The organism is Burkholderia sp. E168m22 (assembly GCF_001319805.1).
In the GTDB taxonomy this organism is placed as follows: domain Bacteria; phylum Pseudomonadota; class Gammaproteobacteria; order Burkholderiales; family Burkholderiaceae; genus Burkholderia; species Burkholderia orbicola.
Genome location: NZ_BBSK01000072.1, coordinates 88,423 through 101,438, shown reverse-complemented (window position 1 = coordinate 101,438; position 13,016 = coordinate 88,423). Strand labels below are relative to the sequence as shown.

Here is a 13,016-nt window from a genome sequence, read left to right as displayed (position 1 = left end):
GTCGCTGTAGCCGAGCCAGCCGGCCGACGTCGTGTAGCACGGGTAGCCGTCGCGCTCCAGCGCGGCGATCCGCGCGGCCTTGCCGGGCGCCTGCCGGCGCAGCAGGTCGAGCGCTTCGTCCGGGCTCAGGCAGTCGGTCAGGTAGCGGAAGTCGATCGCCCGCGCCAGCTCCTCCGGGCTCAGGTCGGCAACGAGCCGCCACAGCGGCTTGCCGACGGCCTTCGCCCACAAATCCCACACCGCGTTGACGACGGCGCCCGTCGCCAGGTGGATCGCGCCCTTGTCCGGGCCGATCCAGCGCAACTGGCTGTCCGACGTCACGTGCCGCCAGAAGCGGCCCATGTCCTCGCGAATCCAGTCGAGGTCGAGGCCGACGACGAGGTGACGCATCGCGTCGATCGCCGCGCAGCAGATTTCGTTGCCGCGCCCGATGGTGAACGTGAGCCCGTGGCCTTCGAGCCCGTCGCGGTCGGTTTCGAGCACGACGTAGGCCGCCGAATAATCGGGGTCCGGATTCATCGCGTCGGAGCCGTCGAGCTGGCGCGAGGTCGGAAAGCGCACGTCGAGGACGCGCATCGATCGAATGATAGGCATGACGAACCGTCCGTTGAAGGGAATCAGGCCTGCACGGTACGCTGGCGCTGCTCGCCGAGCCCGTCGATGCCGAGCGTGATCACCTGTCCGGCGCGCAGGTAGACGGGCGGCTTCTGTCCAAGGCCGACGCCAGGCGGCGTGCCGGTCGAGATCACGTCGCCCGGCTGCAGGCTCATGAAACGGCTCAGGTAGCTGATCAGGTGCGGCACGCGAAACACCATCGTCGCGGTCGTGCCGTTCTGGTAGCGGTGGCCGTCCACCTCGAGCCACAGCCGCAGCGCGTGCGGATCGGGCACTTCGTCGGCCGTCACGAGCCACGGGCCGATCGGGCCGAACGTGTCGTTGCCCTTGCCCTTGTCCCACGTGCCGCCGCGTTCGAGCTGGTATTCGCGCTCCGACACGTCGTTCACGACGCAGTAGCCGGCGACGTGCGACAGCGCATCGGCTTCGTCGATATAGCGGCCGCCCTGGCCGATCACCACGCCAAGTTCGACTTCCCAGTCGGTCTTCTCCGAGCCGCGCGGGATCTCGACGTCGTCGTTCGGGCCCGAGATCGCGCTCGTCCACTTGCCGAACACGACGGGCTCCTTCGGCACCTCCATCCCCGATTCGGCCGCGTGGTCGGAATAGTTGAGGCCGATGCAGATGAACTTGCCGACACGGCCGACGCACGCGCCGAGCCGCGGCGTGCCTTCGACGAGCGGCAGCGACGAAGGCGGAATGTCGCGCAGCCGCGCGAGCGACGCAGGCGTCAGCGCGTCGCCGGCGATGTCGTCGATCACGCCGGACAGGTCGCGAATGTGGCCCTGCGCATCGAGCAGGCCCGGCTTTTCATGGTGTTTGTCGCCAAATCTCAGCAGTTTCATAGCGTCATCCGAACGGAAACGGAAAGGGGAAGTGAGCGGAAAGGGGTGGTCAGTTCGACACGGTCAGTTTGACCAGCCGCCGTCGATCAGGTGAATCGTGCCGGTGGTGAACGACGCTTCGTCGGACGCCAGGTACAGCGCGAGCGCGGCCACTTCGTCCGCGCTGCCGATACGGCCGATCGGCTGGCGCGCGACGAACGCCTGGCGCACCTCGTCGGCGGACACGTGGCGCGTGCGCGCCTGGTCGGCGATCCGCTGCTCCAGCGACGGCGATTCGATCGTGCCCGGGCAGATCGCGTTGCAGCGGATGCCGCGTTCGACGAAATCGGCGGCCACCGCCTTGGTCAGCCCGATCACGGCCGCCTTGGTGGTGCCGTACACGAAGCGGTTCGGCACACCCTTCACGCTCGACGCGGCCGACGCCATGTTGACGATCGACCCGCCGCCGGCTTCGAGCATCGCGGGCAGCAGCGCGCGGATCAGCCGGTACATCGACGTGACGTTCAGGTTCAGCGAGAACGCCCACGCGTCTTCGTCGCACTCGAGGATCGAGCCGTGATGCACGTAGCCCGCGCAGTTGAACAGCACGTCGAACGCGCGTTCGCTCGCGGCGAGCGCCGCGACCTCGTTCGTAGCGGTGACGTCGAGCCGCCGCGTGACCAGCCGGCCGCCCGCGCGTTCGGCGTCGGCCTCGAGCCGCACCAGCGCGGCTTCGTTGATGTCGGTCGCCAGCACGTCGGCGCCCTCGCTCGCGAACCGCAGCGCGGTCGCGCGGCCGATGCCCTGCCCGGCCGCCGTCACCAGCGCGCGTTTGCCCTGCAATCTCATGAGCATCTCTCCGAAAAAGCCGGCCGCCAGTCGGCCGATTGGCACAAAGGACTAAAGGTCCAACCAATCATAGGAAGGGATCGCCCGTTTGTCACGAAATCGCGATTCAGTATTTACCCGGGGCGGATCAATCCGTCCGGCACGCAAGAATGCGGCGGGCGAGTGGCGTTGAAGTCCGGCCTCTCGATTCGCGCAAACCCGGTACCGGCGGGCCTTCCAGCCGACTCTTCACCGACGTTCGGGACGACGGCCGCGCCAAACTGACAAAAAAGTCATGTTCGCGTCAGGGTGCCAACGGGTGGCGCACGCCATCATGGCGTTGCCGGACCGCGCTTCCGGTACATCGCCTCCCCGCCCGCGCCGGATCCCTGCGGGCACCTCCGTCCCCTGGCGATGTATCCCGTGACTGGGCGAGCAGACACGGCGCGCGGGCCGATTTTCCGCCCCGGGCTTTCCGTCCGGGGCTTTTTGTTCTTGGTTTTCCAAGAAAATAAGCGTGGATTGTTTCTAAATCGGCAAAAGGTAATTTGAGCCAGACAGGATGTTTTTTCCGGTCACAGACGCTTACATTTAGCGCACCACTCATGGAAACCCCTACGGATTCCCCCTTGGGTAGTGACACCCACTGCCATGGCCGAACCCGCACGGGCTTTAGGAAACGGCAAAATGAAGGCCTCCCAATCCCTGCCTGCGCTCGATCCCGCCGACGTCCACGTCGAAATCCTCGAACGTTCCGATACGCTGCTCGTCGTCCGCTGGGTCGAGCCCGGCCGCTGTCACTACGGCGAGCAACGCTGGCGCCGCCGCTTCGCGCAGCGCACCGGCACCTGCGCGCTGTCGCGCCAGGTCATCCATCGCGGCGACGAAGTGTTCCGCCCGGCCGAGCGTCCGGCCCCCGCGAACGCCGCCGCCATGATCTCCGCCGCCGAGGTACTCGCGCTGGCCGGCAGCAGGTAACACCTGCCGGCCGTGCGCCAGGCTGGCGGCGCCACGCTATCCGCCAGCCAGTCCTAGAAGCGCCGGTCTAATTCCCCTGCTTGTCTGCTCCGTCCGCCCGCACTATCGTTACACCACTCAATGTAACGATTACGTACGGCGGCCGACCGGCCGCGCCGATGGAGGCAGACATGCATGCATGGAGCGCGCGCCACGTCCCGGCGCAAGGCGGCAAGGTCGCGGTCGTGACCGGCGCCAATAGCGGCCTCGGCTGGCACCTCGCGGAAACGCTGGCCGCGAAAGGCGCGACGGTCGTGATGGGCTGCCGCGACGCCACCCGCAGCGCGCAGGCCGCCGACGCGATCCGCCGGCTTCATCCTCATGCACGCGTCGAAGTCGATCCGCTCGACCTCGCCGATCTCGCGTCGATCGCACGCTTCGCGGCCGACGTCGGCGAACGCCACGGCCGCGTCGACATCCTCTGCAACAACGCCGGCGTGATGTTCCTGCCGCTGCGGCACACGCGCGACGGCTTCGAGATGCAGTTCGGCACCAACCACCTCGGCCATTTCGCGCTGACCGGCCATCTGCTGCCGGCGCTGCGCGCCGCACGTCGGGCGCGCGTCGTCACGATGTCGAGCGGCTTCAACCGAGGCGGCCGGATTCGCGTGGACGACCTGCGCGCCGCGCATCGCTACAACCGTTATCTCGCCTATTGCGACAGCAAGCTCGCGAACCTCGTGTTCGCGCTCGAGCTGCAGCGCCGCTTCGAGCGCGCGGCGTTCGCCGGCATCAGCGTCGCCGCGCACCCCGGCTATGCGGCGACCAACCTGCAGTTCGCGGGCCCGGCAATGGACCGCTCGCCCACCCGCGCCGCGCTGATGCGTGCCGCGAACCGTTATCTCGCGCAGCCGGCCGATCAGGGCGCGCTGCCCGCGATTCATGCGGCCACGTCGCCCGATCTGGCCGGCGGCGCGTACATCGGCCCGTCCGGCTGGTTCGAATCGCGGGGGCTGCCGGCACCGGCAAGCGTGCCGCGCGCGGCGCGCAACGTGGCAACGGCGGCGTTGCTGTGGGAAGCCTCGGAAGCCGCGACGGGCGTGCGCTTTCTCAGTTCCGGCGCACCCGCGGGCCGCGCGTCGGGCCGGCCGTTCGATACGGCGGCCGAAGCACGCTGAATCGCGCGTCGCCGGCCACGGCATTCTTCATACCTATTACGCCAACCGAAAGGAAAGCCCGTTGAAAGACTGTTTCGACGCCTCACTGTTACCAGTCAGGAAACAATTTATCGTCAAATTCAGCGTTTACCCTGAACACGCCGGTGACTAACATTTGATCAATCGCTCAAGACATGGTGTCGAGAGCGAACTCAATAAAACACCGGAGGTCACCATGAAATCGCTCGTTTCCGCAGTCGTTGCCGCTGCCGCCCTGTCCGCTTCGTTCGGCGCATTCGCTCAACAAAGCACCGTGACGCGCGCTCAAGTGCGCAACGAACTGGTCCAGCTCGAACAGGCCGGCTACAAGCCGGGCGTGTCGAGCCCGTACTACCCGAACGACATCCAGAGCGCCGAAGCGCGCGTTCATGGTGTCGACAGCAGCGGCTACGGCGCGCAACCGGCGCCGCTCGTCCACTCGGGCGCGCCGGCAGCCGCTTCGTCGAACGCACGCGACTCGATCTTCTTCGGCCAGTAAGCCGATGCGCCCTCGGCGGGCGCCGCGCGTCGCGCGATGAAGTCACGCAGTCCTGACGAGCCCCCTTCGCGGGGCTCGTCTGTTTTGTGAAACGCATACCTCCGCCGCCCGGCAGCGGGTGGCTTCGCCCGGACGCCCGGCGTCCGGGTGCTTTTTCCCGGCGAGGTGTGCAAGAAGACGCCGTGTGTGCCGGTCAGCCGGCCACGGCCGCGGCCCCGGCCGGCGCCGATCGCGACAGCACGCGCCAGCGCGACAGCAACTCATCGCGATCGACGTAACAGCCCTGCAGGTGCCGACGGCCCGTCGACGGATCGAACCCGGTGCGCGCATGCAGCACGCGCCGGTTGTCGAACGCCCACATGTCGCCCGCCCGCAGCCGGCGCTGTACGCGAAAGCGCGGCTCGCGCGCCAGCGCGAGAAACCGCCGGTACGCACGATAGACGGCCGCGACCGAACCGGCCGGCGCATCGAGCGGCCCGCGCAGGAAGTTCGCGACGCGTACTTCCGTCACGTTGCCGCGTGCATCGAGGCCGATCACCGGCGCCGAACAGCGGTAGTCGCTGTTCGCGCTCTTGTTCCAGAACTCGAACGGCGTCGATGCGAGCTGCTCGAAATCGTCCGGATGTTCGCGCCGCAGCGCATCCGCGAGCGCGAAGCCGTCGAGGAAAATGCTGTCGCCGCCCGTCGCGTCGTTCGCGAGGCAATGCAGGAACTGCACGCCCGGCTGCAATTCACGCGTCGGCAGGTCGGTGTGCGGCGGAAGATTCAGCGACGTATACGCATTGCTGTCCGGGCGCGGCTTCGATTCGACGTCGAACAGCACACCGAAATTACTTTCGCGGATCAGGCCGACACGGCGTGCGATCTCGTCGACGCGGCCGCGCTCGGCCGGCACGCCTTCGACGCGCGTGAGCCCCGTGCGCTGCAACGCGCCGAGCCATGCGAGCAACGCACGGTCGTCTTCCATCACGTCGCGCCACGCGAATACGCCGATCGCCGTCGCATCGTCACCGGTCCATACGTGCCGCCCGTGCGCGGCCAGGCGCTCGGCGCGCGACGCGTCGTCGTACGCATGCGCACGCAACCAGCCCGGCGACCACGCGCTGCGGTGCCCGTCGTTCCATTCCACATGCAGCGCGCCGTCGGTCTCGACGTGCACGGTGAGCGCCGACAGATCCTCGCGCGCATCGGCGATCTCGAACACCTGTTCGCGCGTGATCGCATGCACGCACGCGGAACACGCGCAGTTGTCGCGCAGCCAGTCGAAATGGAACGGCGAGCGTCGCGCGTCGCTCCACTCGACCTCCACCGCGTCATCGCCGATCGTCGCCGCCGCGATCGCCGCGTCGGCCGAAAACGTCCGCCAGTCCTCGATACGGTGTTGCGCCGCTGCCTGCATCGTTGCCTCCCGGAAAACGCCCGCTACGCGTGTGGTGCGAGCAAGAACCCGCCGACCAGCCGGTGCATCCGCGCGGCCTGCGGGCTCGTCCCGAGCGCGCGCCAGCAGCCGTGCACCAGCCCCTCTCCCATCCAGTAGCGCGCGATACCGCCCGCCGCGCGAATCCGTTCGACGTACACGCGCGCATCGTCGCGCAGCGGATCATGCTCCGCGCCGATCGCGAGCACCGGCGGCAAACCGTCGAAGCGTGTAGCTTCGAGCGGCACCGATGCACACAACAGCGGGTTGCCGTCGCGCAGCACGTCGGCCAAGTCGCCGCCCCAGTACAGCGCGCGATAGCGATGCACGTCGTCGAGCGTCAGCATCGGCGCGTACGCTTCCGCGTCGCGCGCGGGCGACTGCGGTTCGAAACCGAGCATCGGATAGACGAGCGCGATGCCGTCCACGTTGCGTTCGCCCGCATCGCGCAGCGCGGTCGCCACCGCCGCCGCGAGCATCCCGCCCGCGCTGTCGCCCGCGAGCGTCAGCGGCGGCACGCACGGCCCCAACGGCCGATGCGCATCGCGTGCGGCACGCGTAACTTCCAGGCAATCGTCGAGCGCGGCCGGCGCGCGGTGTTCGGGCGCGAGCCGATAGTCGACGGCGATCACGTCGAGGCCCGTATCGGCTGCCAGTTGCGCGGTGATCAGCGCATGGCTGTCGAGCGAGCCGACGACGAAGCCGCCGCCATGAAAAAACAGCACCGTGCCGCGCGGCGTGCCGTGTGCGCACGTATAGCGCCGCAGTGCGATCGTGCGGCCGCCCGGTGCGCGCCACACGGCGTCGTGCTGCACGATGCCGGCCGGCAGCGCGGCCGGCGTCCATTCGGCCGCGAAGCGGTCGTAGAGACGGCGCTGCTCGTCGGGCGAACGCGCCGCCGCATCGGCCGGATACCACGCGTCGACGGCCGCGACGAACGCCGCGATTTCCGGTTCGAGCATCGTGTGCGCTCCGCGGTCGAAGATGACGATGGAAAAGATGCAGCACGCCGCTAGCGGCGCGGCGGCAGCCCGATCACGCGGCCCGCATACGCAGGCGCCGCGCACTCGCGCTGCAACGCATGCAGTTCGGCCACGCGCGCGGCCACGTCGTCGTCGAACGGTGCCGATTTCGCGCCGTCGCGCGTATCGACGTGCAGCAGCATCTGCTCGCTCGCCGACACCGCGTCGTCATGCCCGTCGGCGAACAGTTCGAGATACAGGTGCAGCCGCTTCGCATCGTGCGCGAGCACGCGCGCATCGACACGCACCGGCGTGCCTTCCTTGATCTCGTGCAGATAGTTCACGTGCGCTTCGAGCGTGTAGACCGAGCGCCCCCGCTCGCGGCGCGCGGCGTCGTCGAGGCCGATGCGATCCAGCAGCGCATCGGTCGCGAAGCTGAAGATCAGCAGGTAGAACGCATCGCGCAGGTGGCCGTTGTAGTCGACCCATTCGGGCCGCACCACGTCGCGGTAAATCGTCAGCGGGGTATCGCCGGTCATCGCCTGTCCTTTAGTCCTCGAATCGCATCCCGTGCCGCGCCTTCACCGCGGCGATCGATTTCAGCACCTCGGTGATGCACTCGTCGCGATAGCGTTCGAGCTCCTTGATGCTGCGCGTGCCCTGCTGTTCGGTCGTGCCTTCGACGACGCTGTCGATCAGCGCGTCGGTGAGCGTCGGCGCGACCAGCTTCGTCCACGGCAGTTCGAGCGCCGGGCCGAATTGCTGCATGAAGTGTCGCATGCCCGCGTCGCCGCCGGCCAGCGTGTAGGTCAGGAACGTACCCATGAACGACCAGCGGATGCCCGCGCCGAAGCGGATCGCATCGTCGATCTCGCCGGTCGTCGCGACGCCTTCGTTGACCAGATGCAGCGCCTCGCGCCACAACGCTTCGAGCAGGCGGTCCGCGATGAAGCCCGGCACTTCCTTGCGCACATGCAGCGGCCGCATGCCGAGCTTGCGATAGACCTCCATCGCGCCCTCGACCGCTTCCGGCGACGTGCGCGCGCCGCCGAGCACCTCGACGAGCGGCAGCAGATAGACGGGGTTGAACGGGTGACCGACCACGCAGCGCTCCGGATGCGTGGCCCGCGCGTAGAAATCGGTCGGCAGTAGCCCCGACGTCGACGACGCGATGATCGCGTCGGGCTTCGCCGCGCGGCTGATCTGCTCGTGCAGTTCGAGCTTCAGCGCCTCGCGCTCGGGCGCGCTCTCCTGGATGAAATCCGCATCGGCGACGCATGCTTCAATCGTCGATACGAAGCGCAGCCGTGCGGGATCGGCGCCCGGCGCGAGGCCGACGCGTTCGAGCGCGGGCCATGCGTTCGCGACGTTCGCGCGCAGTCGCGCTTCGGCGCCCGGCGCCGGGTCCCACACGACCACGTCGAGACCGTGCGCGAGCGCGCGGGAAATCCATCCGCTGCCGATCACGCCAGTGCCGATGGCGGCAAACGTCTTGATGTCGGTCTTCACAGCCATGTCAACGCATCCTTCGAATCAGGGGAAATCGGTCGGCGGCCGCGCGTGGACGCATGCCGCCGTGCCATGTCAGTCGGTGGGTGAAAAAGCTCACGCGAATTCGGCGATCGCGCGACGTTCGAGCGCACGCTCGCCGCGCGCCGGCAGGCCGAGCTTGCGGCGGCCTTCGGCCGGCGTCAGCACGCGGCCGCCGAGGCGCTCGACGATCTCGCGGGCGCGCTCGACGAGCGTGCCGTTGGTCGCATGCACGCCGCGGTCGAGCCAGATGTTGTCTTCGAGGCCCACGCGTACGTGGCCCCCGAGCAGCATCGCCTGCGCGACCATCGGCATCTGCATGCGGCCGATCCCGAAGCCGGCCCAGTGCGCGCCGGGCGGCAGGTTGTCGACCATCGCCTTCATCGTGCCCGTGTCGGCCGGCGCGCCCCACGGAATGCCGAGGCACAGCTGGAACAGCGGCGGATCGTCGAGCAGCCCTTCCTTGAGCAACTGCTTCGCGAACCACAGATGGCCCGTATCGAAGATCTCCAACTCCGGCTTCACGCCGAGTTCCTGGATGCGCTTCGCGCCGGCGCGCAACTGCGCGGGCGTCGACACGTAGATGTAGTCGCCGTCGCCGAAATTCAGCGTGCCGCAGTCGAGCGTGCAGATCTCGGGCAGCAGTTCCTCGACGTGCGCGAGGCGCGTGAGGCCGCCGACCAGATCGGTGCCCTTGCCGAAGCGCATCGGGTCCTCGCCGGGGCCGATCTCGAGATCGCCGCCCATGCCGGCCGTCAGGTTGATGATCACGTCGACGTCGGCCGAGCGGATGCGGTCGACCACTTCGCGATACAGGTTCGGGTCGCGGCTGCCGCGCCCCGTCTGCGGATCGCGCACGTGGCAGTGGGCGACCGTCGCGCCGGCCTTCGCGGCTTCGATCGCGGCGGCCGCGATCTCCTTCGGCGTGACCGGAATCGCCGGATGCTTGCCGACCGTATCGCCCGCGCCGGTGACGGCGCAGGTGATGATGACTTCGTGGTTCATGCTGGATGCCTCGCTTGATTCGGGTTGTGTCGCATTGCTAACAGCGTATGGGCGCAGGCCATCACAGGCCGAGATACGCCTTCACGGCAGGCAGGCCGTCCTTGCCGTCGAACGTCTTGACGCCCGCGAGCCACGGATCGAGCACCTGCGGGTTCTTCTTCAGGTACGCCTTCGCGGCCTCGGCCGGCTTGGTCTTGTTCATCACCGACTGCATCAGCTGGTTCTCGAGCTGCGTCGAGAAGCGCAGGTTCGTCACGAGCTTGCCCGCGTTCGGGCAGCGCGCGATGAAGTCGGGCGCGGTGAGCGTGTACACGCGCGCTTCGCCGTAGTTCGGGCCGAACGCCGCGTCGCCGCCGGACAGGTAGTTCATGCTGAGCTGGATGTTCATCGGATGCGGCTCCCAACCGAGGAACACGACCCACTTCTTGTCGCGGACCGCGCGCTCGACCGTCACCAGCATCCCCGCTTCGCTCGATTCGACGAGCTTGAAGCCGCCGAGCCCGTACTGGTTCGTGTCGATCATCTTCTGGATCGTCGCGTTCGCGCTGCTGCCCGGCTCGATCCCGTAGATCTTGCCGTCGAGTTCCGCGCGGTGTTTCGCGATGTCGTCGAAGGTCTTCAGGCCGGCCTGGTATTCATAGCTCGGCACCGCGAGCGTCGCCTTTGCGCCGGACAGGTTCGGCGGCTCGACGACGTTGATCGACTTGCTGTCGAGGAACGGTTGCAGCTGCTTCTGCTGCACGGGCCACCAGTAGCCGAGCGACACGTCGAGCTGCTTGCTCTTGAGGCCGGCGAACGAGATCGGCACCGACGCGATCGTCGTGGTCGGCTTGTAGCCGAGCGCCTCGAACACGGTCGACGCGAGCGCCGTGGTCGACGTGATGTCGGTCCAGCCGATATCCGCGAAACGCACGGTCCGGCAGGTCGTGGCCTCCGTCTCGGCCAGCGCGGCGTGCGTGAACGCGCCGGTCGCCAGCACGGCCGCGGCGAGCGCGGCGATCTTCGTCGACTTCATGGTTCGGTTCCTCCCGGTTGGTCTCGCGGCAGCCGGTGCGCGAAGTGTGCACCGGCCTGCATCGTGGGAGTAAAAGTAACGAGCCATATTCGCCGCGAGAAGACCGGCGGCGACCTGTTCTTGCCTGTTTGCGACTATGAGTGGAAACCACTAGGTTGCGCTTGAGGCTTGCCGGACGGGGGTTTGGAGTTTTTCTGGCGTGCGGCGAGATTGCCCGGATGCGGCGCACGCCTTTCGATTCCGCCACGGCCTTGCTGACAGACTTCCGACACGTCGCCGGATGCCGTGGGCGGGCCCTATGCTGGCAGTCGCCGGGCGATCGCGCGCGGCCCGCCAGTTGCCGCGCCGCCCCGGGCCCGGATGCTGCGCATCACTGAAATGGACGGAGACGAACATGACCGGCCGTCGCGATGTCCGTCTCCGGTTTCTTCGGCCAGGAGCAATACGATGCTTGTCGCTTTCTTCGTCGTCGCCCTTTTCGCCATCATCGTGGCCATGCATCGCGGCGTGACGCGCGGCGCGAATGCGAAACTTCGCGCGCGGTTCGACGCAGAAGGCCCGCGCGGCGAACTATCGCGGCGGTTGATGCGCGACGCGGGGTACCGCGTCTGAGTCATGACGTCGGTTCGACCGAACACGCGTGCCGATCAGGAAGCGGCCCGTTCAGCCCGCCGTCACCGCCCGCACGAACGCCTGCGCGAGCACCGTCGGCTCGACCGGCAACACCAGCGCGCACACCGACTGCGCATCCTCGTCCGAAATCGGCACGAACACGACGCCATCGATGCCGATGCTCGCCATCCGCGCCGGCACGATCGCCACGCCCCGGCCGGCCGCGACGAGATTCAGCATCGACGTCTTCGGCGACACGATCCGCGCGGCCGCCGGCACGAAGCCACGCTTCAGGCACAGATCGAGCACGACGCGCGCGAGGCCGCCGCGCTCCCGATACACGGCCGACACGAACGGCTCCCGCCGCAGCCGTGCTATCGCGATGCGCTTGCGGCCCGCGAGCGGATGATCGGCCGGCAGCGCCGCGCACAGGCGCTCGGCCGCCAGTTCGACGAAACGCACGCGTGCATCGCGCCGCAGCACCGGCAGCCGGACGATCCCGATATCGGCGTGGCCGTTCGCGATGTCCGTCACCTGATCCTCGGACGACGCGCGGTCGAGATCGATGCGCGCGCCCGAACAATCGCGCATGAAGCGGTCGAGATCCGGCATCAGGCTGCTGACGGGCACGGTACTGGAATGCAGCAGCCGCAGCACGCCGGCCTCCCCGCGCGACAACTGCGCCCCTTCGTCGGCAGCGGCCATCAGCGTGGCCGGGATCGACGCCACGCGTTCGCGGTAGATCGCGCCGGCCGGTGTGAGCCGCACGCCTCTCGGTTCACGGTCGAACAGCAGGAACCCGAGTTCATCCTCGAGCTGACCGATCTGCCGGCTGAGCGCCGACTGCGCGACATGGAGCGCGCCTGCGGCCGGCGTGAAGCCGCCGAGGTCCGCCACGGTCAGGAAATACTGGATTTGCCGGAGTGATGGCATGCCGAAACGAGATGGATGAGCGCCAGATTCGATATTTGCGTTATACCGGCGCGCTCCGCAGAATGAAAGCCCTCCATGCCGGGCATCGCCGTTGCGGCCATCCTTTCGGAGCGTTCATCCTCGTGGCTACCCTCCTGTCTTATCTGCTGGTCGTGGCGGCCGGCATCAGCGTCGCGTTGCAGCAGGTGCTCAACGCGAACCTGCGCGCGCAAATCGGCTCGCCGTGGTGGGCCGGCTCGGTCAGCTACCTCGTCGGCCTGGCCGCGATGCTGGCGGTCGCGTTGCTGTCGCCTCACCCGCGCCTGAGCGGCACGTTCTCCGGCGCGGGCTCGTGGTTCAGCTGGACGGGGGGATTGTTCGGCGCGGTATTCGTCGGCGTCGCGATCCTGATGGTGCCGCGATTGGGCGCGGCGACGACGCTCGCGCTGATCGTCGTCGGACAAATGACCGGTGCGCTCGTGTTCGACCACTTCGGCGTGCTGGGCATCGTGCAGCATTCCGCAAGCCCGATCCGCGTGGCCGGCGCGGCGTGCCTCATTCTCGGGGTCGTGCTGATCCGCGCGTGACGGCGGCGCGTGCGTACGTGGCCGGCATATCGGCAACGCATGCACGCGCCGCGATGC

At 68.1% G+C, this 13,016-nt stretch carries 14 protein-coding genes and 1 pseudogene; 5 read left to right on the top strand and 10 right to left on the bottom strand.

The window, feature by feature from the left end:
• From AP428_RS17040 to AP428_RS17030, 3 genes and pseudogenes are all read right to left on the bottom strand, one after another.
• Positions 1-594: pseudogene (locus AP428_RS17040) on the bottom strand (fuconate dehydratase); the annotation flags it as partial.
• A gap of 23 nt (positions 595-617) precedes the next feature.
• A complete protein-coding gene (locus tag AP428_RS17035; RefSeq protein ID WP_006480696.1) occupies positions 618-1,460 on the bottom strand; it encodes an ureidoglycolate lyase in 843 nt (280 codons plus the stop codon).
• Positions 1,461-1,523: 63 nt separating this feature from the next.
• Complete coding sequence (locus tag AP428_RS17030; RefSeq protein WP_011547133.1) at positions 1,524-2,288, bottom strand: SDR family oxidoreductase; 765 nt, start codon at positions 2,286-2,288, stop codon at positions 1,524-1,526.
• A gap of 666 nt (positions 2,289-2,954) precedes the next feature.
• Here AP428_RS17030 and AP428_RS17025 point away from each other — a divergent pair.
• The 3 genes from AP428_RS17025 to AP428_RS17015 all read left to right on the top strand — a co-directional run bounded on the left by AP428_RS17025 (position 2,955) and on the right by AP428_RS17015 (position 4,919).
• Positions 2,955-3,245 (top strand): DUF3331 domain-containing protein, encoded by a 291-nt coding sequence (locus AP428_RS17025; protein WP_011547132.1) that lies wholly within the window; start codon positions 2,955-2,957, stop codon positions 3,243-3,245.
• A gap of 170 nt (positions 3,246-3,415) precedes the next feature.
• On the top strand, positions 3,416-4,402 hold the full coding sequence (locus AP428_RS17020; protein ID WP_011547131.1) for an oxidoreductase: 987 nt from the start codon (positions 3,416-3,418) through the stop codon (positions 4,400-4,402).
• 214 nt (positions 4,403-4,616) lie between these two features.
• Positions 4,617-4,919, top strand: coding sequence for a DUF4148 domain-containing protein (locus AP428_RS17015; RefSeq protein WP_006480691.1), 303 nt, complete (start codon positions 4,617-4,619; stop codon positions 4,917-4,919).
• Between the two features lie 193 nt (positions 4,920-5,112).
• Here the strand turns inward: AP428_RS17015 and AP428_RS17010 are convergent, their stop codons facing one another.
• The 6 genes from AP428_RS17010 to AP428_RS16985 form a co-directional block, all read right to left on the bottom strand.
• Positions 5,113-6,318: a TauD/TfdA family dioxygenase gene (locus AP428_RS17010; RefSeq protein WP_011547130.1), complete on the bottom strand. Its 1,206-nt coding sequence runs from the start codon at positions 6,316-6,318 to the stop codon at positions 5,113-5,115.
• Between the two features lie 23 nt (positions 6,319-6,341).
• Complete coding sequence (locus AP428_RS17005; RefSeq protein WP_011547129.1) at positions 6,342-7,298, bottom strand: alpha/beta hydrolase; 957 nt, start codon at positions 7,296-7,298, stop codon at positions 6,342-6,344.
• Between the two features lie 50 nt (positions 7,299-7,348).
• Positions 7,349-7,837, bottom strand: coding sequence for a thioesterase family protein (locus tag AP428_RS17000; RefSeq protein WP_006480688.1), 489 nt, complete (start codon positions 7,835-7,837; stop codon positions 7,349-7,351).
• A 10-nt stretch (positions 7,838-7,847) separates the two neighbouring features.
• On the bottom strand, positions 7,848-8,813 hold the full coding sequence (locus tag AP428_RS16995; RefSeq protein ID WP_011547128.1) for an L-carnitine dehydrogenase: 966 nt from the start codon (positions 8,811-8,813) through the stop codon (positions 7,848-7,850).
• A 90-nt stretch (positions 8,814-8,903) separates the two neighbouring features.
• On the bottom strand, positions 8,904-9,833 hold the full coding sequence (locus AP428_RS16990) for a 3-keto-5-aminohexanoate cleavage protein (protein ID WP_011547127.1): 930 nt from the start codon (positions 9,831-9,833) through the stop codon (positions 8,904-8,906).
• 61 nt (positions 9,834-9,894) lie between these two features.
• Complete coding sequence (locus AP428_RS16985) at positions 9,895-10,848, bottom strand: choline ABC transporter substrate-binding protein (RefSeq protein ID WP_011547126.1); 954 nt, start codon at positions 10,846-10,848, stop codon at positions 9,895-9,897.
• Between the two features lie 360 nt (positions 10,849-11,208).
• Between AP428_RS16985 and AP428_RS36755 the strand changes: the two genes are divergently transcribed.
• Positions 11,209-11,460: a hypothetical protein gene (locus AP428_RS36755; RefSeq protein ID WP_125381613.1), complete on the top strand. Its 252-nt coding sequence runs from the start codon at positions 11,209-11,211 to the stop codon at positions 11,458-11,460.
• 51 nt (positions 11,461-11,511) lie between these two features.
• Here AP428_RS36755 and AP428_RS16980 read toward each other — a convergent pair whose 3' ends face one another.
• Entirely contained in the window at positions 11,512-12,393 is an 882-nt protein-coding gene (locus AP428_RS16980; RefSeq protein ID WP_011547124.1) for a LysR family transcriptional regulator, read from the bottom strand.
• 122 nt (positions 12,394-12,515) lie between these two features.
• On the opposite strand from AP428_RS16980, the gene AP428_RS16975 reads away from it, so the two are divergent.
• On the top strand, positions 12,516-12,959 hold the full coding sequence (locus AP428_RS16975; protein ID WP_011694819.1) for a DMT family transporter: 444 nt from the start codon (positions 12,516-12,518) through the stop codon (positions 12,957-12,959).
• Positions 12,960-13,016: the final 57 nt, after the last annotated feature.